This is a genomic window from Amycolatopsis sp. NPDC048633 (assembly GCF_040650695.1).
GTDB lineage: Bacteria > Actinomycetota > Actinomycetes > Mycobacteriales > Pseudonocardiaceae > Amycolatopsis.
Genome location: NZ_JBEZHS010000013.1, coordinates 205,402 through 226,306, shown reverse-complemented (window position 1 = coordinate 226,306; position 20,905 = coordinate 205,402). Strand labels below are relative to the sequence as shown.

Below are 20,905 nucleotides of genomic sequence, written 5' to 3'. Positions count from 1 at the left end.
GGCCTCCCGGCACTCTCCAACTGCGGCCTGTTCTGAAAGCCGTGAAGGCCTCCTTACCGGCTCTTATGGCCGGTAAGGAGGCCTTCACGGGTTTTGTCCCAGGCGGGAGCGGATCGCGCGGCGGGCCAGGGCGTATGCGCGGGTGCCGCCGTTCAGCACCGCGTCCGCGTTGGCCGCGCGGCCCAGTGCGTGCAGCTCGAACGCCAGGACCTCCGCGTCCGCGTCCAGATGGCCGAGGGCGACGGCGTCGGCGGCCGTCTCGCGGATGAACGTCGCGAACGAGCCGCTCGCCGCCGCCACCGCGTCGTGCACGCGGCCCGGGCGCGCGTCGAACTCCGCGCCCGCGTTGAAGAAGAAACAGCCACCCGGGAACACGCGTTCTTCCGAGTACACCAGCCAGTTCTCGCAGATCGCCCACAGCCGCGGCAGCCCGGGCTCCACCGTCCGGGCGGGCGCCACGACGTGCGCTTCGAAGATGCCGAACGCCGCCTCGACCGTCGCGAGCTGCAGTTCCTCCTTCGAGCCGAACAGCGCGAACACGCCGCTCTTGCTCAGCTCCAGCTCGGTGGCCAGCCGGCCGAGGGACAGCCCCTCCAGGCCGTCGACCGAAGCGACGTCCACGGCCCGGCGCAGCACCACGCGCCGGGTCGCGTCGCCGCGGGCGACCCGGCCGTCAACCGGCACGCCGCGCCCGCCAACGGTCCACAGTGGACTGGATGCCGGCGCTCCACTGCTCCGCCAGCGCGGGCGCCGCCAGTACGCGGTCCGCGAAGTCCAGCGCCGCCCCGACGTGCTCCGGCGGCAACTGACCGAAGTTCGCGAACGAGATCACGTACACCTCGGCGACCGTCGGCCCGTCCGCGCGTTCGACCAGTTCGAGGGCGCCGGACGTCGGCACCGTACCCGGCCGCAGCACGCGCAGGTACCACCCGGAGCGCCCCGAGTCGATCATCGCCGGGGTGATGTCCCGGCGGCCGGTCTTCATGGCGAGCTTGTAGCACGGCGACCGCGGCTGGGAGACCTGCACGAGCGCGTCGCCCCAGGCCCAGACGTCCCCGATCCGGACGTCGTCCTCGGTGACCCCGGACAGCGAGATGTTCTCGCCGAAGTCGGCCGTCGACACCTCGAAGCCGTCCTCGCGCCAGGCCGCGTAGTGCTCGGCCGGGTAGACGTAGACCGCTTTGTCGACCCCGCCGTGCACGGTGAGGTCGGCCTGCCGGTCACCGTCGAGGTTCAGCTCGGTCAGGTGCAGCTCCGGCGCCGTGACCAGTGCCTTCGTGATCCCGCTGAGCACCGGCAGCTCGCGCCGGTATCCCAGCACGCTCGGTTCCCCCACGTAGACGCTGTCGATGTTCATGCCTCGAAGATAGCACGATCGTTCGTACAGTTTCGGGCCCTTAAAGTGGCGGGTATGGAACTGCTCGACCAGGCCCGCGCCCACGTCGACTCCGGCGCCTTCTTCACCGAACTCGCCCGGCTCGTCGCCTACCCGACGGTCAGCGACGTCCCCGAAGGCCGCGCCGCGATCCAGGCCTACCTCGACGAGGTCCTGACCCCGGCGTTGACGGCGCTCGGCTGCGACGTCACCCAGCACGTCAACCCGGACCCGGCGGGCGGCCCGTTCCTGGTCGGCGTCCGCGTCGAATCGCCGGAGCTGCCGACGCTGCTCTGCTACGGCCACGCCGACGTCGTCGGGGAAGCCGGGCAGTGGAGCGACGGCCTCGACCCGTGGACGCTGACCGCGGACGGCGACCGCTGGTACGGCCGCGGCACCGCCGACAACAAGGGCCAGCACCTGGTCAACCTCACGGCGTTGCGGCTGCTGCTGGCCGAGCGCGGGAAGCTCGGGTTCAACCTGAAGTTCCTCTTCGAGACCGGCGAGGAGATCGGCTCACCGGGACTCGACGAGTTCGCGGCTCAGCAGCGCGACCTGCTCAGCGCCGACGTCCTCATCGCCTCCGACGGCCCGCGCCTCGACGCGGCGACGCCGACGCTGTTCCTCGGCGCGCGCGGCGGCGTCCGGCTCACCCTGGACGCCGACCTGCGCCCGGACGCCGCCCACTCCGGCAACTGGGGCGGGATCCTGCGCAACCCCGCGACGACCCTCGCCGCCGCGATCGCGAGCCTGGTCGACGGCCACGGCCGCGTCCAGGTGCCCGAGCTGCTGCCGCCGGAGCTGCCGGAATCCGTGCGCGCCGCGCTGGCCGATGTGGTCGTCGACGCGGACGAGGGCTGGGGCGATCACCGGCTCACGCCCGCCGAGCGGCTCTACGGCTGGAACACCCTGGAGGTGCTGGCGCTCGACGCCGGGAACGCCGACCGTCCGGTCAACGCCATCCCCGGCCGGGCGCGGGCGGTCCTGCAGCTGCGGTACGTGGCCGGCACCGACGTCGACTGCGTCGCGCCTGCCATTCGCAAACACCTTGCCGCACAAGGTTTTTCGATGGTTTCACTGAGCGCCGACACGAGCTTCCGCGCCAGCCGGACTCCGGTCGACAACCCTTGGGCCAGCTGGGCGAAGTCCACTTTGGACGCCGTCGCCGGCCGACCGGTCGCCCTCCTGCCCAACTTCGGCGGCGGCCTGCCCAACCACGTCTTCACCGACATCTTGGGATTGGCCACGCTGTGGCTGCCGCACTCCTACCCGGGCTGCCTGCAGCACGCGCCGGACGAGCACCTGCTCGCCCCGGTCGCCCGGGAGGGCCTGGTGCTCGCCACGGCGTTGTTCGGCGCCTTCAGCTCAGCGCCGCCGACTCTTCGTCGGTGAGCAGCCGGGAGCGGATCAGGAAGCGCACGCCTTCGGGCGCCTCCAAGGAAAACCCGCTGCCCCGGCCGGGCACGACGTCGATCGTCAGGTGCGTGTGCTTCCAGTACTCGAACTGCGGCCCGGACATCCAGACCGGCACGTCCTCGATGCCCTCGACCTCCAGCTTGCCGAGGGCCACGTCGGACTGGCCGGTCTTGAACTCGCCGGCTGGGTAGCACATCGGGGCGCTGCCGTCGCAGCACCCGCCGGACTGGTGGAACATCACCGGCCCGTGGAGCGACACCAGCCGCCGCAGCAGGTCCGCGGCGGCCGGTGTCAGATCGACGCGCTCGGTCATCAGAAGAACCCGAGCGCCTGGTCGGAGTAGGAGACGAGCATGTTCTTCGTCTGCTGGTAGTGGTCCAGCATCATCTTGTGGTTCTCGCGACCGATGCCGGACGCCTTGTAACCGCCGAAGGCCGCGTGCGCCGGGTAGGCGTGGTAGTTGTTCACCCAGACGCGGCCCGCCTGGATGTCGCGCCCGGCGCGGTAGGCGGTGTTGCCATCCCGCGACCAGACGCCGGCGCCGAGGCCGTACAGCGTGTCGTTGGCGATCTTGATCGCGTCGTCGTAGTCGTCGAACTTCGCCACGGACACGACCGGGCCGAAGATCTCCTCCTGGAAGATGCGCATCTTGTTGTCCCCGGCGAACACCGTCGGCTCGACGTAGAAGCCGCCGGACAGCTCGCCGCCGAGGTCGCTGCGGGTGCCGCCGGTGAGGATCTCCGCGCCCTCCTGCTTGCCGATGTCGATGTAGGACAGGATCTTCTCGAGCTGGTCGTTCGAGGCCTGGGCGCCGATCATCGTGTCCGTGTCGAGCGGGTTGCCCTGCTTGATCCGGCGGACGCGCTCGACGCCGTCGCCGAGGAACCGGTCGTAGATGCCCGACTGGATCAGCGCCCGCGACGGGCAGGTGCAGACTTCGCCCTGGTTCAGCGCGAAGAGCGCGAAGCCCTCCTGCGCCTTGTTGTAGAAGTCGTCGTTCCGCGCGGCGACGTCGTCGAAGAAGATGTTCGGGCTCTTGCCGCCCAGCTCGACGGTCACCGGGATGATGTTTTCGCTGGCGTACTGCAGGATCAGCCGGCCGGTGGTGGTTTCGCCGGTGAAGGCGACCTTGCGGACGCGGTTGCTGGAGGCCAGCGGCTTGCCGGCTTCGACGCCGAAGCCGTTGACGATGTTCAGCACGCCCGGCGGGATCAGGTCGCCGATGATCGACATCAGCACGTGGATCGACGCCGGGGTCTGCTCGGCCGGCTTGAGCACGATCGCGTTGCCCGCGGCCAGCGCCGGGGCGAGCTTCCAGACCGCCATCAGGATCGGGAAGTTCCACGGGATGATCTGCGCGACCACGCCGAGCGGCTCGTGGAAGTGGTAGGCGACGGTGTTCTCGTCGATCTGCGAGATGCCGCCCTCCTGGGCGCGCAGCGCGCCGGCGAAGTAGCGGAAGTGGTCGATGGCCAGCGGGATGTCGGCGGCGAGCGTCTCGCGGACGGCCTTGCCGTTCTCCCACGCCTCGGCGACCGCGATCTTTTCGAGGTTCCGCTCCATCCGGTCGGCGATCTTGAGCAGGATCCCGGCGCGTTCCTCGGCCGAGGTCTTGCCCCAGGCCGGGGCCGCGCCCCAGGCCGCGTCGAGGGCCTTCTCGACGTCCGGCGCGGTACCGCGGGCGATCTCGCAGAAGGTCTTCCCGGTGACGGGGGTCGGGTTTTCGAAGTACTGGCCGCCGGCCGGTGGCACGTACTCGCCGCCGATGTAGTGGTCGTAGCGCGACTCGTAGCTGACGACGCTGCCTTCGGTGTTCGGTGCGGCGTACTGGACCATCTTCCCTGCCTCGTTGCTCGGAGTGACGGTTGAGCTGGTGGCGGCGAACGTAGGCCGGGCAACGTTGCAAGCGCGTTGCACCGCCGCGAGCCGGCTATCTACGCTGGTGGACGTGGCAGAGGCGCCCGAACCGGAGCTGCTGCGCGACCCCGAGTCGTACGCGCGGCTACTGGAGCACGTCCGCGAAGCGGTGCTCCAGGGCGTTCCCGGGCCCCGGCCGCCACGCTCGGTCGTCTCCGACTCGTGGAACCGCTCGCTCGCGGCCCGGGTCGATCCCGATGAGGGCGAGGCACCGTTCGTGTACTCGTCGGCGGATCTTTCGTCGCTGCGGGAAGCTCACCCGCTGGCGCCGGTGCTGCCCGTGCTGCGGCAGATGCTCGTGAGCATCGCCGACGACGCCGAGCACGTGATGATCGTGACCGACGCGGACGGCCTGATCCTGTGGCGCGAGGGCGAAACGGCCCAGCTGCTGCGCGGCGACCGCGTCGGCCTCATCGAAGGCACGCGCTGGAGCGAGGCGGCGATCGGCACGAACGCCATGGGCACGGCGCTCGCGACCGGCGAGCCGGTGCAGATCTACTCGGCCGAGCACCTGGTCCGGCGCTACCACACGTGGACGTGCGCGGCGGCGCCCGTGCGCGACCCCGAGACCGGCGTGCTCCTCGGCTCCATCGACGTCAGCGGGCCGCTGCGCACGGTCCACCCGGCGATGATCTCCCTGGTCACGGCCACGGCACAGCTCGCCGAGGGCCAGCTGCGCGCGCAGCTCGCGGTCCGCGACGAACGCCTGCGCCGCGCCAACATGCCGCACCTGGAAGCCCTGCGCGGACGTCCCGGCGCGCTCCTCTCGGCGGGCGGCCGGGTCCTGGCGGCCCAGGCGTGCCTGCTGCCGTCCACAGTGGACGTCCGGCGCGGCGGCGGGACGGTCGCCCTGCCCGACGGCCGGCTCGCCACGGTGGAGCCCCTGGAGGAGGGGTACCTGCTCCGGCTTTCTTCGGGCGGCGGTGGCCGGCGTTCCCGGCTGCGGCTCGAATACCTCTCCGACGGCGCGCATTCGACCACTGTGGACGGTCGTGAGGTGCCGCTGACGTCGCGCCACGCGGAGATCCTGACCCTGCTGGCCCTGCACCCGAACGGCCTCTCCGCGGAACGGCTGGCGCTGCAGCTCTACGGCGAGCAGGGCAACCCGGTGACGGTCCGCGGGGAGATCCACCGCCTGCGCTCCCAGCTGGGCGCGACGGTGGTGCAGACGCGCCCGTACCGCCTGGCGGCCGACGTCGACGCGGACTTCACCCGGGCACGGGCGGCGTTGCGCACCGGTTCACCAGCCGATGTGGTGCGCGTCTTCCGCGGGCCGCTGCTGCCGGAGTCGGAAGCGCCCGCGATCCGCGAAGAGCGCGAGTCCCTCACCGCGCAGGTCCGTCAGGTGGCGTTGAACAGCGGCGACCCGGGCGTGCTGTGGTCGTTCTGGGAAACGGCGTGCGGGGTGGACGACTTCGCGGTCCTGGACGCCCTGCTGAAGGCGCTCCCGGCGGCCGACCCGCGGCGGGCCGCCGTCTCGGCCCACCGCGCCCGGCTCGCCTGAGGCGTCAGGGCTCGAGGTCGGTCACGCCCCGGCCGGTCGCCATGTCGAGCGGCACGGACGCCTGGTCGTGGACGATCATCCAGGCGCCGCCGACCTTCCGGAAGCAGAAGGTGGCGCGGACCCACATCCCGTCCGTCACCGTGCCGTCGTGCAGGGTGCCGCTGACCCGGCCGAAGCCGTGCCCGACGGCGACGTCGGCGCTGACGTCGAGGGTCAGGTCGCGGATCTCGTAGTCCACCTTCTCGAAGAACGTGAAGACCTTGGCCCAGTTCGCGAGCTTGGCGTCGAGCCCGACGTGCTGCAGCGGCGGCTCGACGTCGAACGACACGACGTCCGGGGCGTAGACCCGCTTCAGGACCTCGAGGTCCTTGGCACGCAGGCCTTCGATGATCCGGTCGATCTGTGCTCTGATGTCGGCTTCCGCGTCCCCGTTACGCAACGGCGCGAGGGCGGTGCTCCAGGCGACGACGTGGTCGAGCAGGGTGTCCAGCGCGGTGAGCTGGTGTTCGCCCGGCTTGAAGACGGCGAAGTTCTCGAACTCCGTGGCGAGCGGCAAGGTGACCTGCGGAGACACGTCGGCCAGCTGCAGCGCACCGCAGACCAGCCGCAGCTGCTCGACGGCGCGGACGCCACCGGCACTGCCGTAGGAGACGAAGCCGGCCGCCTTGCCGGCCCACTCCGCGTGGAGGTGGTCGAGGGCGGTCTTGAGCGTGCCGGAGACGGAGTGGTTGTACTCGGGCGTGACGAAGACGAACCCGTCGCACGCGCCGACGGCTTCCGCCCAGCGCTCGGCGTGCTCGTCCGGGAAGCGGCCCGGGTTCGCCATCGGCGGCTCCGCCAAGGGCGGCAGCGGGTGGTCGAGCAGATCGATCACCTCGAACTCCGCGTCCGCGCGGCCGGCTGTCCGCTCGTGCACCCACCGGGCTACCTGGTCACCCCGGCGGCCGGGACGGGTGCTGCCCAGCACGATTCCGATCTTGATCATGGTTCTCCCCTGTTCGGTCGGTTCGCTCAGTCCGACGAAACGGCCCGGCGAGATGTCAGGCGCCGGCCTCCGGACGTCATGAACGACTCGTTCACCTCGTCCGACGACATGAACGAGTCGTTCATGACATCGGCCAGCCGTCGGTGCCCTCTCGCGGTCGGCCACACCCTGGGCGAACACGAAGTAGACAGCGTCTACAAAAGTTTGATAAACAGTGTCCACAAGGTGAACCACGGGTTACGGAGATCGGGATGAGCTACCACCGTTTCGTCGTCCTCGGCGACAGCTGCGCGGAAGGTCTCGACGACCCGTACCCCGACCAGCGCGCCTACCGGGGCTGGGCCGACTTCGTCGCGGCCCGCCTCGCCCAGGACGAGCCCGGCTTCCGCTACGCCAACCTGGCCGTCCGCGGCCGGCGGCTCGACCAGATCGTCCCCGAGCAGGTCCCCGCCGCCACGCGCCTCGAACCTGATCTCGTCGCGCTCTTCGGCGGCGGCAACGACGTCATGAGCCGCGGCTGGGACGCGCGGACCGTCGCCCGGCGGGTCGACGCCGCCATCCGGGCCTGCACCGAAATCTCGCCCGTCGTCGTCACCTTCACCCTCAGCGACATCTCCCACCGGATGCCGCTCGGACACCGGATGCGGCCGCGGATCGTCGCGCTCAACGACGCCATCCGCGAGGCCGCCGTCAGCTACGGCGCGCTGCTCATCGACCTGTGGCCCGACCAGGCCGTCACCGACTCGCGGTACTTCGGCGCCGACCGGCTCCACCTCTCCGCCCATGGCCACCGCCGGCTCGCCGCCTACGTCCTGAACCTGCTCGGCCTCGAACCCGATCCCGCCTGGCTCGCCCCGCTCACCGGCGCCGCGACCGAGAACAGCCGGCGCGCCGACCTGCACTGGCTGCTGCACGAGGTCCTGCCGGTCGCCGTGACCCGCACGCGCAACCGGATGATCGGCCGCCAGCCCGGCGACGGCTTCTTCCCGAAGCGCCCGGACCTGCTCCCCATGACCCGGGACGAGGCATGGGCACCCGGCAACGCCTGATCACGACGGCGTCGGAGCTGCTCACCGAGGAGGGCGTCGGCGCGGTCACGCTGCGCGGGATCGCCAAGGCCGCGGGCGTGTCGCACGGCGCGCCGCTGCGGCACTTCTCCGGCCGCGCCGAGCTGCTGTCGGCCGTCGCCACGCAGGGTTTCACCGAGCTGCTGGACCGCCGCAAACGCTTGCCCGGCGGCAGCCCGCGGGAACGCCTCACCGCCGCCTGCCACAGCTACGTCGACTTCGCGCTGCAAAAACCGGCGATGTTCGAGCTGATGTTCCGCCGCGACCTGATCGACCCGGACGAGCCCGCGCTCGCCGCCGTCAGCAGCGCTGTCTTCGACGAGTTCGCCGTGCTCGTCGCGGCGGCCGGCGACCAAGGCGGCACCGACCCGCGGCTGGTCGCCGCGTCGCTGTGGGCCGCGCTGCACGGCCTCGCGCAGCTGTGGCTGTGGGGCGGGCTGGCCGGGGCGAGCTTCGCGCCGTCGCCGGAGTCGGCGCTGGCCGTCACGCTCGACGCGTACCTCGGCTGAGAACCCGGCGAAGAGGACGCACCAAAGCCCTCCCCCTGCCTTGGGTTGGGACACCCTCTCCACCGAGCCAACCGGCGACGCTAGTGGTAGGTGACCACGCAGCGGAAGCAACCGGCGACGCAGTGCTGGGTAAACCTTCGCGGTACTCGACGGGCTCCGCCTACCGCTCCGGGTTGAGCAGGTAGCTTCGCAGCGTGCCGGGACTCCTTCGCGCGCGGCCGCGGCTCGCCGACGCCGTGCTCGCGGTCGTCGTCGCGGCCTACCAGCTCGCCGGCGCGACCGACCTGGGCGGGCACTTCGGCGACCACGCGCGGCCGCTCGGCCTGGTCCTCGCCGCCGTGAGCGCGCTGCCGCTCGCGCTGCGCCGCCGGTTCCCGATCCCGGCGCTGGTGGCCTGCGTCGTCCTGATGGGACTGTTCTACGGCCTCGGCTTCCGGTCGCAGCTCGGCCAGCTCAGCGTGGTCGTGGCCGCCTACACGGTCTGGGCGCACTGCCGGTTCCGGGACGCGCTGCTGGTGACCGTGCTCGGCCTGGCCGCCTACGAGACGTCGATGCTGCTCGGCAGCCCGGTGTCCCCGGTCGGCGACTCGCTCCTGTCGCTGCTGCTCGTCACCGGGATCGCGGCGGTCGGGCGCGCCGCCTACGTGCGCAGCCATCGCCTGCGCGACGCCGAACACGAGGCCGAGCAGGCCGTCGCCGAGGAACGCGTCCGGATCGCGCACGAGCTGCACGACGTCGTCTCGCACCACCTTTCGGTGATCTCGGTGCAGGCCAACCTCGCGCGGTACGTCTTCGAGTCGGCGCCGGACACCGCGCGGACGGCGCTGGACACGATCACCGGCACGACGACCGAAGCGCTCGACGAGCTGCGACGCCTCCTCAGCGTGCTTCGCCCGCCGCAGCACGTGCCGGCGGAGTACCGGCCGCAGCCCGGCCTCGGCGACCTGGACGCGCTCACCGCGCGGGTCCGCGAGGCCGGGATCCCGGTCGACGTCCGCGTCACCGGCGAGCCCCGGACGTTGCCGCCCGGCCAGCAGCTGTGCGCGTTCCGCGTCGCGCAGGAAGCCCTGACGAACGTGCTCAAGCACGCCGGTTCCCCCGCCGAACTGGTTCTCGACTACGGGCCGGAGCAGCTGGTGCTCAGCGTGACGGATTCGGGCGGCCGGGCGGTGCCGCCGAACCCGGGCGGGCACGGGCTGGTCGGCATGCGCGAACGCGCCCGGATGTACGGTGGCGTGATCGAGATCGGTCCCCGTGACCCGGCCGGGTTCGCCGTCGTGCTGACCCTGCCGTACCCGAGCCGCCCGTCGCCCGAACCGCAGGAGCCCGAGTGACCAGCGTGCTGGTGGTCGACGACCAGGACCTCGTCCGCGCCGGGTTCGCCGCGCTGCTCGGCGCGGTGCCGGGCATCGACGTCATCGGCGAAGCGCGTGACGGGCTCGAAGCCGTCTCGAAGGCGGTGGCGCTGCGCCCCGACGTCGTCCTGATGGACATCCGGCTGCCGGAGCTGGACGGCGTCAAGGCGACCGAGCGGATCCTCGCGTCGGCGTCGCCGCGGCCCAGCGTGATCATGCTGACGGTGTTCGACCTCGACGAGTACGTCTACGCGGCGTTGCGCGCGGGCGCGTCGGGCTTCCTGCTCAAGGACAGCCCACCGGAGACGCTGGTCGCGGGCATCCACGCGGCCGCCCGCGGCGACATGCTGTTCGGCCCGACGATCACCCGCCGGCTGGTCGAGGCGTTCACCTCGGCACCGCCCGCCACCGCGCCGGCGTTGCCGGGCCTGACGGACCGCGAGCGCGAGGTGCTGCGGTTCGTGGGCACGGGCGCGCCGAACGGCGACATCGCGGCCGAGCTGCGCGTCAGCGAGGCGACGGTGAAGACGCACCTCAACCGCCTGATGGCGAAGCTGGGCATTTCGAGCCGGGCGCAGGCGGTGGTCGTGGCGTACGAAACCGGGCTCGTGTCGCCGGGCGACACGCGCACCCGGTGCGCGCGTCCGAACACCTGATCGAATACCCTGCCTCCCATGACCGAGTCAGACCCGCAGCTCGAGCGCATCCGCAAGCTGCTGGCCAAGGCCGAGGACCCGGCGGTCACCGAGGCGGAGGCCGAGGCCTACAACAAGAAGGCCGCCGAGCTGGTCGCGCGCTACGGGATCGACCAGGCGATGCTCGCGGACTCCGGGGCGAGCACCGACGAGATCGGCACGCTGAAGATCCCGATGAACGACCCGTACAGCCGCGACAAGGCGAGCCTGCTGACCTCGGTCGCCTACCCGCTGCGCTGCCGGACGCTGCTGCACCGCTACGGCCAGAAGGTCGAGAGCGTCACGGTGTTCGGCTACCGGTCCGACATCGGCCGGGTCGAGCTGCTGTTCACCAGCTTGCTGCTGCAGGCGAGCACGCAGCTGACGCGCGTCCGGCCGGACGGCTTCTTCCCCGGCGAATCGCTCGCCGCCTACCGCCGCACGTGGCTGCACGGTTTCGCCCGCGCGGTGCACGAACGGCTTTCGCACGCCGAGCAGGAAGCGGTCCGCACGGCAGCGCCCGGCGCGCGGTCGGCGGAGCTGGTCGTCCGCGACCGATCACAGCTGGTGCAGCACGCGTTCGACTCGGAGTACGGCGACCTGCGTTCGGCCGCGCCCCGGCGGTTGTCCGGCAGCGGCTACCTCGACGGCCACGACGCCGGCACGCGCGCGAACCTCGACCCGTCGGCGTTGACCCGCCGCCTGAAGGCCCTGCGCTGAGCGTCACCCGCGATCGAACGTCATGAACGACTCGTTCAGCGCGTCCGACGACATGAACGGGTCGTTCATGACGTTCCCGCGCCCTCAGGGATCACCCCGATAGCCCCTCCGCCCACCACCTGCTAACTTTTGTTGGCATGTGGACCACGGGCGACGAGCTCCTGCGGCTGCTGGGCGCCCTCGGCAACCCGCACCGGCTGCGGATCGTCGCCGCCCTGCGCGCCGAGCGCACCTACGTCAGCAAGCTCGCGCGTGAGCTGCGGATCAGCCGCGCGCTGCTGCAGGTCCACCTGCGCAAGCTCGAAGCCGCGGGCCTGGTCGAGGCCAGCTTCGAGGTCGGCGAAGACGGCAAGACACTGCGGTTCTACGAGCTCACGCCGTTTTCCGTCGTCCTGACGCCCGAAACCATCGCGGCCGCCGTGCCGACGCTGACCACACCGGAATCCGTCCAGCGGGACGGCGAGGAGGGACGGACATGAACTGGCACCAGTGGCAGGAGATCATCGGCGTGACCGGGGTCTTCGTCCTGATCACGGTCGTGCTGTCGATCGCGATCGTGCAGCTGGCCACGACCTGGCGCGCCAAGGCCGCCCTCGCGCGCGAGCAGGAATACCGGAGCCTCGCCGAGAAAGCCGTGCGGACACAGGAAGAAACCGAACGGCAGCTGCGCGACGTCCAGGACCGGCTGCGGTCCATCGAACACGTGCTCAAGGAGGTCGACTGACCTGTAACAACCGGGGCTTCGCCCCGAGCCGGGGGCTCCGCCACCCGGAACCCCCGAAACGCAGTTGAGGCCCTGGACCGCCGAGCGGCAACTCGGCGGCCCAGGAGGAAGAAGCACCCACTCGCCCGAGGGCGAGCTCTCATCGGATCACTCCTTCACGGAAGGACCTTAGTTCATGCTGCCTGCAGGCACGCCCATGGTGGAACGCGTCGCGCGCTGGTCGACGCGCCACCGCGCCACGGCGATCTTCGGCTGGCTGGCGCTCGTCGCGCTCGCCTGGGTCATCGGCACGTTCGCGCCCGGCACCGACGCGCGGTCGAGCCCCGCCGGCGACGCCGGAACCGGCCAAGCCGTCCTCGACCGCCAGGCCTCCCGCGAGCCGTTCTGGGAGAACGTCCTGGTACCACGGGATTCCCCGGCCGTCGCCGACCTGGTGACGACGTTGACGACGTCCGGCGCGGTCGCGGACATCCGCTCCCCGCTCGACGACCCGGCCCAGGTCTCCGCCGACGGCCGGTCCGGTCTCGTCACGTTCCGGATCCTCGGCACCGGCGAAGAAATCCGGCGAAACCTCGCGACGGCGACCTCGGCCGTCACGACGGTCGCCGCACGCCACCCGGACGCCCGGCTCGCGCAGGCGGGCGACCTCAGCGTGTCCGGCGCGGTCGACCAGAGCATCAAGGAGGACATCAAGCGGTCCGAGACGCGCTCGCTGCCGCTCACCTTGCTGATCCTGCTGGCCGTGTTCGGCTCACTGGTCGCGGCCGCCGTCCCGGTGCTGCTCGCGGGCACCACGGTGCTGGCGACCTTCGGGCTTCTGTCCGCAGTGGACAACTGGATTCCCGTCAACAGCGCCACTTCCTCGATGACGTTGCTGATCGGCATGGCCGTCGGCGTCGACTATTCACTGTTCTTCCTGCGCCGCGTCCGGGAAGAACGCGCGCACGGCGTCGACGAGTCGCTCCGGATCGCCGCCCGGACGTCCGGGCACGTGATCGTCGTGTCGGGACTGACCGTGGCCCTGTGCGTGACCGGCCTGCTGTTCACCGGGCTCGACAACCTGCGCGGGCTGACCGTGAGCACGATCCTCGTCGTCGGTCTCGCCGTGCTGGCGTCGGTGACTGTGCTTCCCGCGACGCTCTCGCTGCTCGGAACCCGGATCGACCGCCTCCGGATCCCGTGGCTGGGCAAGCGTGGCACCCGCTCGCGGTTCTGGGCCGGCGTCGCCACGACCGTGACCCGGCGGCCGCGGCTGTGGACCGGGATCGCCGCCGGACTGCTGGTCCTGCTCGCCCTGCCCGCGGCCGGCATCCGGCTGCAGGACCCGGCTCCGACCGAAAGCCTGCCGCGCAGCGTCCCGGTGATCGACGCGGCCGCGCGCGTCCAGGACGCCTTCCCGGGCGTCACCATGCCGGCGCACGTCGTCCTCTGGAGCGACCGGGGCCCGGTCGACACCCCCGCGGTCCGCCGGGCGATCGGCGAACTCACCGCGCGGACGCCGAAGCCCGCGGTCGTGGTTCCGGTCGATGACGCCCTCGTCGTGCGGATCCCGCTCGGCGGCACCGGAAACGACGAAGCGGCCGACCGGACCTTGACGGCGTTGCGGGAAACCCTGCTGCCCCAGTCGATCGGCCGCTTGGACGGCGTCCACTTCGCCGTCGCGGGCCGGACCGCGGAAGCGCACGACTTCACCGCGCAGGTGCTGGAACGAGCGCCGTACGTCTTCGCGTTCATCCTGCTGCTCGCGTTCGTGCTGCTGCTGGTCGTGTTCCGGTCGGTCGCGGTGCCGGCGGTGTCGATCCTGCTCAACCTGCTCTCGGTCGGCGCGGCCTACGGTGTGCTCACGCTCGTGTTCCAGGACGGCTTTCTCGCACCACTACTGGGTTTCACGCCCTACGGCGGCGTGCTCGGCTGGCTGCCGATGTTCCTGTTCGTGCTGTTGTTCGGGCTGAGCACGGACTACCACGTCTTCATCCTCAGCCGGATCCGCGAACGACGGCTCGCGGGCGCTTCGGCGCGCGAGGCGATCGTCGAAGGCACCGCGCGCAGCTCCGGCGTCGTGACGAGCGCGGCGCTGATCATGACCGGGGTGTTCAGCATCTTCCTGAGCCTCGCGGCGATCGAGTACAAGATGCTCGGGCTCGGCATGGCGTTCGCGATCCTGCTCGACGCCACGCTCGTGCGCGGCGTCCTGCTGCCCGCGGCACTGGCCCTGCTCGGCGATCGGCTCTGGCGATCCGATGCTGTAGCAGACCTTAAAGATCACTCCAGAACTCTTCACTTGTCCTGACAGGTCTGCTTCGGCACGGTGGAAAGCGTGACGAGTGGACGGGGCGCCTTGACGCGCATGGTGGTGCTGGCCCTGCTGTGGGGATCGGGCTTCCTGTGGATCAAGCTGGCCCTGACCGGGCTGAGCCCCGTCCACCTCACGCTGGTCCGCTGCGCGCTCGGCGCGCTGACGCTGCTGGCCATGGCCTTCGCGACCGGCCAGCGCCTGCCGCGCGACCGCCGGACGTGGGGGCGGCTGGTCGTCGCCGCGTTCTTCTGCAACGCCCTGCCGTTCGCGCTCTTCGGCATCGGGGAACGCACGGTCGACTCCGGGGTCGCGGGCGTCATGAACGCCACGACACCGTTGTGGTCACTGCTGATCGGCGTCGCGCTCGGCACGGACCGCCGCCTCGGCCCGGTCCGGTTGCTCGGGCTGGCCCTCGGCTTCGCCGGCGTGCTGGTGATCTTCGCGCCGTGGCAGCAGGCAGGCCTGCTGAGCGGCGGCGCGCTGGCCCTGCTCGGCGCCGGTCTCAGCTACGCGATCGCGTTCACCTACATGGCGAGGAAACTGCCGCCCGGCGGCGCGCCGCTCGCGCTCTCGGCCGCCCAGCTCATGACGGCGACCGCATTGACCGCCTTGGCCTTGCCCGTGACGACCACGGCCCCGCACCTGGACCTGACCGCGGTGGTGGCGGTGACGATCCTCGGCATCTTCGGGACCGGGATCACCTTCTACCTCAACTACCGGATCCTCACGGACGAAGGCCCCACGGCCGCCGCGACCGTCGGCTACCTGCTCCCGGTGGTGTCGGTCGCGCTCGGCGCGCTCGTCCTCGGTGAACCGCTGACGCCCCGGGTCCTCGGCGGCATGGTGATCGTGCTGGCCGCCGTCGGCCTGACCCGCTGGCCGGCTCAAGCGAAGGTGCCGGCGAGCTCGCCCGGCGGCTTGGCGGCCCCGAAGTAGTCGCCCGTGCCCAGCTCCGCGCCGGCCGTGCCCCACCAGTCCGCCTGGTCCTCGGTGTGGATCCCGTCGACGACGAGCGTGGCGCCGACCTGCCGGACCAGCGGCACCAGCGCACCCAGGAACGTCGAGTCCGACCACGCCTGCCACTGCGCGAGCCGGCGGTCGACGCGGACGATGTCGACCGGCAGGTCCTCGACCGCCCGCAGATCATCCGGCCCGAGCCCGAAGTCGTCGAGCATGACGCGGACCCCGAGACCGGCCAGCGCGGTGACGTTCTCGACGACGCCGGACACCGGCAGCGCGCCGACCGGGACACCGAGCAGCAGCTGGTCCGGCGGCAGACCGGTGTCCGCGAGCATCCGCGTCACGCGCGTACCGAGGGCTTCGTCCGACATCTGGTGCCCGGTGAGCCCGGCGACCACCGGCAGCCGGGAACCCGCGCGCTGCCGCCACCATTCGCCCTGCCGGCCCGCCGCGCGCAGCAGCCAGTCCCCGAGAGGCAGCACGAGCCCGGTCGAGTCGGCGAGGTCCGCGCAGCGTTCGTGCGGCAGCGACCGCTCGGCCGGCCGGTCCCAGTGCAGGCGGGCCTCGAACCCGGCGACCTCGCCGTCCGCCAGCCGCGCCAGCGGCCGGTAGCGCACGCCGATCTCGCCGTTCTCCCAGGCACCGGCCATGCCGACGGCCAGCGCCTGCGTCCGCCGGTCTCCGGCGTCGGCTTCCCGGTCGAACATCTTCCACTGGCCGCGCCGCCGCACCTTGGCGCGCCGGAGCGTCTGGTCGGCCGTGCGCAGCAGCTCGGCCGGGTCGATGCCCTTGGCCGGGCGGTGCACCACGCCCGCGCTGGCCGACAGCGTGAGCCCCTGGCCGTCGACGAAGAACGGCTCGGCGAGCTCGTCGTTGATCGCGCGCACGATGGAGTCGATGTCCGGCGTCGTCGCCGAGTTCTCGACGAGGATGCCGAACTCGTCGGCGTGGAACCGCGCGATCATGGCTTTCTCGCGGGCCATGACGGACTTGAGGCGCTGGGCGAAGTGCACCAGCAGCTGCTCGCCGACGCGGCGGCCGAGGCTGTTGCAGATCATGCCGAACGCGTCGAGGTCGACGTGGAAGAGCGTGACGCCGTACTCCGGGTCGGCGCGCCGCAGCGCCGTCTCGAGGTAGGTGCCGAAGTACTGGCGGTTCGGCAGGCCGGTCAGCACGTCGTGCAGGGCCTGCCGGCTCAGCTCGCTCTGCAGCAGCATCAGCTCGGTGCCGTCCTCCACCACGAAGACGAAGTGGCCGGGCCGGTCTTTGGCGTCGCGCAGCAGCGAAGCGGTGAGGGAGATGCGGGCGACGTCGCCGTCCTTGCGCAGCAGCCGCTGGGACAGCCGGACCCGCTCCCGGCCGCCGTCGGCCAGCGACGCCAGCGCCTCGCGGAGGACCTCGGCGGTCTCCGGGTGCACGTGGTCGGCCAGCCGCGTCCCGGTCAGCTCGCCGGCTGCGTGCCCGAGCATCTCGGCCAGCGCGGCGTTCGCCCGCTCGATCCGGCCGTCGGGGGCGACCACCGCGACGCCGCTCGCGGACGACGTCACGACCTCGTCGAAGCGCGCTTCGCTCTGCTTGAGGTTCCACTGCGCGTCCCGCACCGCCTTGAGCAGCGAGAGGTGCATGATCTCCTGCTGGTCGAGGACGCTGCGCTCGTGCGCGAGCAGGAAGCCGCAGGAGAGCGCGCCCAGCGCCAGGGCGATCCGCTCGGCGAAGCGGTCCACCGGCTGCAGTTCGGGCAGCCCAGGCAGGCCCTTCCCGAGGACGTCGAGGGTGCACCGCAGCCCCGGCTCGCCGACGTAGCCGAGCCCGACCAGCCGCACGCCGATCCCCTCAGCGGGCGTGGTGTCCGCGGACGTGGTGCGCAGGGACTCGACCAGCGTGTCCAGCATTCCGCGCAGTTCTTCGTCGAGCAGCTCGCGGCTCAGCGAAACGACGGTCACGCCGCTGAGCAGGTAAGCCCATTTCCGCGCGAGCACGGTCCGCGCGCGTTCCGGGTCGGAGCCCGCGGGCTTTTCCGGCAGTTCGTCGATCATCGGCATTCGTGGCGTCCGCTCAGCTCTTGCGGCCGATTCCGGCGTAGACGAGCATGTTCATCTCGGCCGCGGCGGAGATGTCCGCCGGCCCGGACGGCCGCCATTCACCGCAGCCGACCAGCCCCGGGTCGACGATTTCGAAACCGGTGAACAGCTCGGTCACCTGAGCGTACGTGCGCAAAGTCACTTGATCGGGACTGCGGCTTTCCTTGATCACTTCGGTCGCTTCTCCGAGATTTTCGCCTTGGTGGTCGCCAGTCACGTGCGTGATCGCGAGAAAACTTCCCGGCGCCAATACCGAACTGTAGCGCGCGACGAGGTCGAGCGGATCGGATTCGTCCGGCACCCAATGCAACATCAACAGCATCAGCAGTCCGACCGGTTTTTCGAAGTCGAGCAAACTGCGCACCGGTGGTGCATCGAAAATCTTTTCCGGGTCCCGCATATCGGCCTGGACAATCGCTGCACGATCGTTGCCGGCGAGCATGAGTTCGCTGTGCGCGACCGCCACCGGGTCGCGGTCGACGTACACGACCCGGCAGTCCGGATCCTGCTCCTGGGCGACTTCGTGCACGTTCGCCACCGTGGGGATCCCGGAGCCGAGGTCGAGGAACTGCCGGATCCCCTGGCCGGTCATGAAGCGCACCGCGCGCCCGAGGAACGCGCGGTTCACGCGCGCCGCGTCGCGCAGCCCGGGCATCGCGCGTTCGATCTGCTCGCCCACCGCACGATCGACGGCGAAGTTGTGGCCGCCGCCGAGCATGAAGTCGTAGGTGCGCGCCATGCTGGGCACGGAGATATCGACGCCCGGTGGAACCCATTCCGGTGATCGAGTCACGGAAAACACCTTCTCAGCCGTGTCGGACCGGAAAGAGCTTAGCGATTCCCGATGGTTCGGCGACTGCGCCATCCGCGTGAGTGCACACCACCCGATCGGGCACTGTCCCGTTCGCCCGGACGCGCCTACCGTAGGCCGTCGCCTTGGGAAATCCACACAATGGCGTAACGAGGAGTCCACATGACCGTGCCGGTGGCCCCGGGCCGGTGGCCTTTTCTCGGGCACACTCCGGCACTGCTGCGGCAACGCTCCGCATTCACCGATTCCTTGCACCGGCACGGAGAAGTCGTCAAACTTTTCCTCGGCCCGATGCCCGCGTACTTCGTCACCAGCCCACGACTGGCCCACGAAGTGCTGGTCACGGCGGGGCCGAAGTTTCGCAAGGGCGCGATGTTCGACAAGTTCCGGCCGTTCGTCGGAAATGGCTTGGTGCTTTCGAACGGTGACTTCCACCTCCGGCAGCGACGGCTGATGCAGCCGGCGTTCCACCGCGACCGCCTGACCGCGTACGCGGAGACCATGCGGCACGCGGCGGCCGAGCTGAGCGACTCGTGGCGGCCGGGCGAGGTGCGGCCGCTCGACGAAGACCTGCAGGGTCTCGCGGTGACGATCGTCGGCGAAGCCTTGTTCTCCACGGAAATCGGCAAGGCGGCGATCGACGAAGCCCGCCGGTCGATTTATCTCATCATCCAGCAGGGCATGATTCGCGCGCTGTCCCCGAAGTTCGTGGAGAACCTCCCGATCCCGGGGAACCGGCGGTTCGACGAGGCCATCACGCGGATGCAGGAGATCGTCCTCGAGGTCATCCGCGACTGGCGCACCGAGAGCGTCGACCGCGGCGACCTGCTTTCGACGCTCCTGCTGGCCGGCATGACCGACGAGCAGGCGCGGGACGAGGTGCTCACCCTGCTCACCGGCGGCATCGAGACGACCGCGCTCGCGCTGTCCTGGACGTTCCACGAGCTCGGCCGGCACCCGGAGGTCGAGGCGAAGGTGCACGCCGAGGTCGACGAGGTGCTGGGCGGGCGTCCGGTCACCGTCGACGACATCGCCCGGCTGACCTACGTCCGGCAGGTGATCGACGAGGTGCTGCGCTGCTACTCGCTCTGGATGCTGATGCGCCGGACGCTCGAGGAGGTCGACCTCGGCGGCACGCGGATCCCGGAGGGCGCCGAAGTGATCGTCAGCCCGCACGCCCTGCACCACGATCCCGCGTCCTACCCCGACCCGGACCGGTTCGATCCGGATCGCTGGGCACCGGAGCGGGTGGCGAAGCTGCCCAAGGGCGCGTTCATCCCGTTCGGCGCGGGCGGCCGGCAGTGCATCGGAAACCGCTTCGCCCAGAACGAAATCGTCATCACGGTGGCCACGGTGGCCGCGCGCTGGCGGCTGGTCCCGGTCCCAGGCCGGCCGGTGCGCGTGAAGTTCACCTCCGCCGCCTACCCGGACAACCTGCCGATGACGGCTGTCCCCCGTCGCTAGTTGGAGGTCTTTCCCCTTGCTACGCCGTATTTGTGCTGTCCTCGTGCTCTTCGCGGCCACGCTGTTCGTGCCTGCCCCGGCCCAGGCGGCAGTATCCTGCGAGGACCTGTACGTCCCGGTCACGGTGGCGCTCCTGCCGCAGACGATGCACGGGCGCCTGTGCGCCCCGGCCGGCGCGACGACCGTGGTGGTCCTGATTCCCGGCGGCACGTACAACGCGTCCTATTGGGACATCGGTTACACGCCGGAGATCCGGTCGTTCCGCCTGGCGATGAACCAGGCGGGGATCGCGACGCTCGCCCTGGACCGGCTCGGCACCGGGCAGAGCTCGAAACCGTTGAGCGCGTTGCTGAGCGCGTCCGTCCAGGCGACCGCGGCGCACCAGGTGGTCCAGGCGGTGCGCCCGCGGTTCGCGAAGGTGGTGATCGGCGGCCACTCGATCGGCTCGGCGATGGCGATGATCGAGGCCGGCCGCTACCGGGACGTCGACGGCGTGCTCGTCACCGGGATGACGCACCGGATGAACCTGGTCTCGGTGGTTCCCACGCTGGCCCAGATGATCCCGGCCCCGCTGGATCCGGCCGTGCCCGGTCGCGACCTGGGCTACCTCACCACCGGCCCGGGCATCCGCTACCAGGCGTTCCACACGCCGGGCCCGCTCGACGCGGCCGCGATCGCCTACGACGAGTCCACAAAGGACGTATTCGCGGCGACCGAGGCGGTGGACAGCCTGACGCTCACGACCGTGGTCATCCCGGTGTCCCGGCAGATCACGGCCCCGGTCCTGCTGGTGGTCGGCAACGACCCGAACTTCTGCGGAACCCTGGGCAGCGACTGCTCGTCTCCGGAGGCGTTGCGGGCGTCCGAGGCACCGTTCTTCGGCACTTCGCGGCTGCAGACGTTCATCCTGAACGGCTACGGCCACGCGATCAACTACGCCCCGAACGCGCCGACGTACTTCTCCGTGGTGAAAAACTGGCTGAAAACAGCCCCGTAACGGTCGATCGGACGGGCGCGACCCTCATCGGGGATGAGGGGAGCGTCCGA

Annotated in this window: 20 protein-coding genes; 13 read left to right on the top strand and 7 right to left on the bottom strand. The window is 70.9% G+C overall.

The features are described from left to right. Positions 1–84: 84 nt before the first annotated feature. Together AB0C38_RS24380 and AB0C38_RS24375 are read right to left on the bottom strand one after the other, a co-directional pair. Positions 85–684, bottom strand: coding sequence for a TetR/AcrR family transcriptional regulator (locus AB0C38_RS24380; protein WP_360677192.1), 600 nt, complete (start codon positions 682–684; stop codon positions 85–87). Further along, a complete protein-coding gene (locus AB0C38_RS24375; RefSeq protein ID WP_360677190.1) occupies positions 674–1,357 on the bottom strand; it encodes an MOSC domain-containing protein in 684 nt (227 codons plus the stop codon). The genes AB0C38_RS24380 and AB0C38_RS24375 overlap by 11 nt, the downstream gene beginning before the upstream one ends. A 54-nt stretch (positions 1,358–1,411) precedes the next feature. Here AB0C38_RS24375 and AB0C38_RS24370 point away from each other — a divergent pair, with 54 nt between their 5' ends. Beyond that, positions 1,412–2,767, top strand: a complete 1,356-nt coding sequence (locus AB0C38_RS24370) for a M20 family metallopeptidase (protein WP_360677188.1) — start codon at positions 1,412–1,414, stop codon at positions 2,765–2,767. On the opposite strand, the gene AB0C38_RS24365 is transcribed toward AB0C38_RS24370, so the two are convergent. Further along, complete coding sequence (locus AB0C38_RS24365; protein ID WP_360677186.1) at positions 2,736–3,104, bottom strand: DUF779 domain-containing protein; 369 nt, start codon at positions 3,102–3,104, stop codon at positions 2,736–2,738. The genes AB0C38_RS24370 and AB0C38_RS24365 overlap by 32 nt on opposite strands. Further along, positions 3,104–4,627 (bottom strand): aldehyde dehydrogenase family protein, encoded by a 1,524-nt coding sequence (locus tag AB0C38_RS24360; protein ID WP_360677184.1) that lies wholly within the window; start codon positions 4,625–4,627, stop codon positions 3,104–3,106. The genes AB0C38_RS24365 and AB0C38_RS24360 overlap by 1 nt, the downstream gene beginning before the upstream one ends. 106 nt (positions 4,628–4,733) lie before the next feature. Between AB0C38_RS24360 and AB0C38_RS24355 the strand changes: the two genes are divergently transcribed. Further along, complete coding sequence (locus tag AB0C38_RS24355) at positions 4,734–6,212, top strand: GAF domain-containing protein (RefSeq protein WP_360677182.1); 1,479 nt, start codon at positions 4,734–4,736, stop codon at positions 6,210–6,212. A gap of 4 nt (positions 6,213–6,216) precedes the next feature. On the opposite strand, the gene AB0C38_RS24350 is transcribed toward AB0C38_RS24355, so the two are convergent. Beyond that, positions 6,217–7,197 (bottom strand): NAD(P)H-dependent oxidoreductase, encoded by a 981-nt coding sequence (locus tag AB0C38_RS24350; RefSeq protein WP_360677180.1) that lies wholly within the window; start codon positions 7,195–7,197, stop codon positions 6,217–6,219. Between the two features lie 251 nt (positions 7,198–7,448). Between AB0C38_RS24350 and AB0C38_RS24345 the strand changes: the two genes are divergently transcribed. The 9 genes from AB0C38_RS24345 to AB0C38_RS24305 all read left to right on the top strand — a co-directional run bounded on the left by AB0C38_RS24345 (position 7,449) and on the right by AB0C38_RS24305 (position 15,478). Further along, positions 7,449–8,246: an SGNH/GDSL hydrolase family protein gene (locus AB0C38_RS24345; protein WP_360677178.1), complete on the top strand. Its 798-nt coding sequence runs from the start codon at positions 7,449–7,451 to the stop codon at positions 8,244–8,246. After that, positions 8,225–8,773 carry a TetR/AcrR family transcriptional regulator gene (locus tag AB0C38_RS24340; protein ID WP_360677176.1) on the top strand — a complete coding sequence of 183 codons (549 nt, stop codon included), beginning with the start codon at positions 8,225–8,227 and terminating at the stop codon, positions 8,771–8,773. Before AB0C38_RS24345 ends, AB0C38_RS24340 begins: the two co-directional genes overlap by 22 nt. A 194-nt stretch (positions 8,774–8,967) precedes the next feature. Next, positions 8,968–10,107, top strand: coding sequence for a sensor histidine kinase (locus AB0C38_RS24335; RefSeq protein ID WP_360677174.1), 1,140 nt, complete (start codon positions 8,968–8,970; stop codon positions 10,105–10,107). Continuing rightward, positions 10,104–10,784 carry a response regulator transcription factor gene (locus AB0C38_RS24330; protein ID WP_360677172.1) on the top strand — a complete coding sequence of 227 codons (681 nt, stop codon included), beginning with the start codon at positions 10,104–10,106 and terminating at the stop codon, positions 10,782–10,784. The genes AB0C38_RS24335 and AB0C38_RS24330 overlap by 4 nt, the downstream gene beginning before the upstream one ends. Before the next feature lie 18 nt (positions 10,785–10,802). Then, positions 10,803–11,522, top strand: coding sequence for a DUF2786 domain-containing protein (locus AB0C38_RS24325; protein ID WP_360677170.1), 720 nt, complete (start codon positions 10,803–10,805; stop codon positions 11,520–11,522). 137 nt (positions 11,523–11,659) lie between these two features. After that, positions 11,660–12,001 (top strand): helix-turn-helix domain-containing protein, encoded by a 342-nt coding sequence (locus AB0C38_RS24320; RefSeq protein ID WP_360677168.1) that lies wholly within the window; start codon positions 11,660–11,662, stop codon positions 11,999–12,001. Beyond that, positions 11,998–12,246 (top strand): hypothetical protein, encoded by a 249-nt coding sequence (locus AB0C38_RS24315; protein WP_360677166.1) that lies wholly within the window; start codon positions 11,998–12,000, stop codon positions 12,244–12,246. The genes AB0C38_RS24320 and AB0C38_RS24315 overlap by 4 nt, the downstream gene beginning before the upstream one ends. 175 nt (positions 12,247–12,421) lie before the next feature. Continuing rightward, positions 12,422–14,536 carry an MMPL family transporter gene (locus AB0C38_RS24310; protein WP_360677164.1) on the top strand — a complete coding sequence of 705 codons (2,115 nt, stop codon included), beginning with the start codon at positions 12,422–12,424 and terminating at the stop codon, positions 14,534–14,536. A gap of 57 nt (positions 14,537–14,593) precedes the next feature. Then, the gene (locus AB0C38_RS24305) at positions 14,594–15,478 is read left to right on the top strand and encodes a DMT family transporter (protein WP_360677203.1); all 885 of its coding nucleotides are present in this window, start codon (positions 14,594–14,596) and stop codon (positions 15,476–15,478) included. Here the strand turns inward: AB0C38_RS24305 and AB0C38_RS24300 are convergent. After that, positions 15,427–17,538, bottom strand: a complete 2,112-nt coding sequence (locus AB0C38_RS24300; protein ID WP_360677162.1) for an EAL domain-containing protein — start codon at positions 17,536–17,538, stop codon at positions 15,427–15,429. The genes AB0C38_RS24305 and AB0C38_RS24300 overlap by 52 nt on opposite strands. A 19-nt stretch (positions 17,539–17,557) precedes the next feature. Beyond that, a complete protein-coding gene (locus tag AB0C38_RS24295; protein WP_360677160.1) occupies positions 17,558–18,322 on the bottom strand; it encodes an SAM-dependent methyltransferase in 765 nt (254 codons plus the stop codon). 234 nt (positions 18,323–18,556) lie between these two features. Between AB0C38_RS24295 and AB0C38_RS24290 the strand changes: the two genes are divergently transcribed. After that, positions 18,557–19,858, top strand: coding sequence for a cytochrome P450 (locus tag AB0C38_RS24290; protein ID WP_360677158.1), 1,302 nt, complete (start codon positions 18,557–18,559; stop codon positions 19,856–19,858). A 124-nt stretch (positions 19,859–19,982) separates the two neighbouring features. Next, positions 19,983–20,855 (top strand): alpha/beta hydrolase, encoded by an 873-nt coding sequence (locus tag AB0C38_RS24285; RefSeq protein ID WP_360677202.1) that lies wholly within the window; start codon positions 19,983–19,985, stop codon positions 20,853–20,855. Positions 20,856–20,905: the final 50 nt, after the last annotated feature.

What these genes read in the sequence shown, in the direction of transcription:
- AB0C38_RS24375 (WP_360677190.1), bottom strand. Translation starts at nt 1,357, where the DNA reads ATGAACATCGACAGCGTCTACGTGGGGGAACCGAGCGTGCTGGGATAC.
- AB0C38_RS24370 (WP_360677188.1), top strand. Translation starts at nt 1,412, where the DNA reads ATGGAACTGCTCGACCAGGCCCGCGCCCACGTCGACTCCGGCGCCTTC.
- AB0C38_RS24365 (WP_360677186.1), bottom strand. Translation starts at nt 3,104, where the DNA reads ATGACCGAGCGCGTCGATCTGACACCGGCCGCCGCGGACCTGCTGCGG.
- AB0C38_RS24360 (WP_360677184.1), bottom strand. Translation starts at nt 4,627, where the DNA reads ATGGTCCAGTACGCCGCACCGAACACCGAAGGCAGCGTCGTCAGCTAC.
- AB0C38_RS24350 (WP_360677180.1), bottom strand. Translation starts at nt 7,197, where the DNA reads ATGATCAAGATCGGAATCGTGCTGGGCAGCACCCGTCCCGGCCGCCGG.
- AB0C38_RS24345 (WP_360677178.1), top strand. Translation starts at nt 7,449, where the DNA reads ATGAGCTACCACCGTTTCGTCGTCCTCGGCGACAGCTGCGCGGAAGGT.
- AB0C38_RS24340 (WP_360677176.1), top strand. Translation starts at nt 8,225, where the DNA reads ATGGGCACCCGGCAACGCCTGATCACGACGGCGTCGGAGCTGCTCACC.
- AB0C38_RS24325 (WP_360677170.1), top strand. Translation starts at nt 10,803, where the DNA reads ATGACCGAGTCAGACCCGCAGCTCGAGCGCATCCGCAAGCTGCTGGCC.
- AB0C38_RS24320 (WP_360677168.1), top strand. Translation starts at nt 11,660, where the DNA reads ATGTGGACCACGGGCGACGAGCTCCTGCGGCTGCTGGGCGCCCTCGGC.
- AB0C38_RS24315 (WP_360677166.1), top strand. Translation starts at nt 11,998, where the DNA reads ATGAACTGGCACCAGTGGCAGGAGATCATCGGCGTGACCGGGGTCTTC.
- AB0C38_RS24310 (WP_360677164.1), top strand. Translation starts at nt 12,422, where the DNA reads ATGCTGCCTGCAGGCACGCCCATGGTGGAACGCGTCGCGCGCTGGTCG.
- AB0C38_RS24305 (WP_360677203.1), top strand. Translation starts at nt 14,594, where the DNA reads ATGGTGGTGCTGGCCCTGCTGTGGGGATCGGGCTTCCTGTGGATCAAG.
- AB0C38_RS24300 (WP_360677162.1), bottom strand. Translation starts at nt 17,538, where the DNA reads ATGATCGACGAACTGCCGGAAAAGCCCGCGGGCTCCGACCCGGAACGC.
- AB0C38_RS24295 (WP_360677160.1), bottom strand. Translation starts at nt 18,322, where the DNA reads ATGGCGCGCACCTACGACTTCATGCTCGGCGGCGGCCACAACTTCGCC.
- AB0C38_RS24290 (WP_360677158.1), top strand. Translation starts at nt 18,557, where the DNA reads ATGACCGTGCCGGTGGCCCCGGGCCGGTGGCCTTTTCTCGGGCACACT.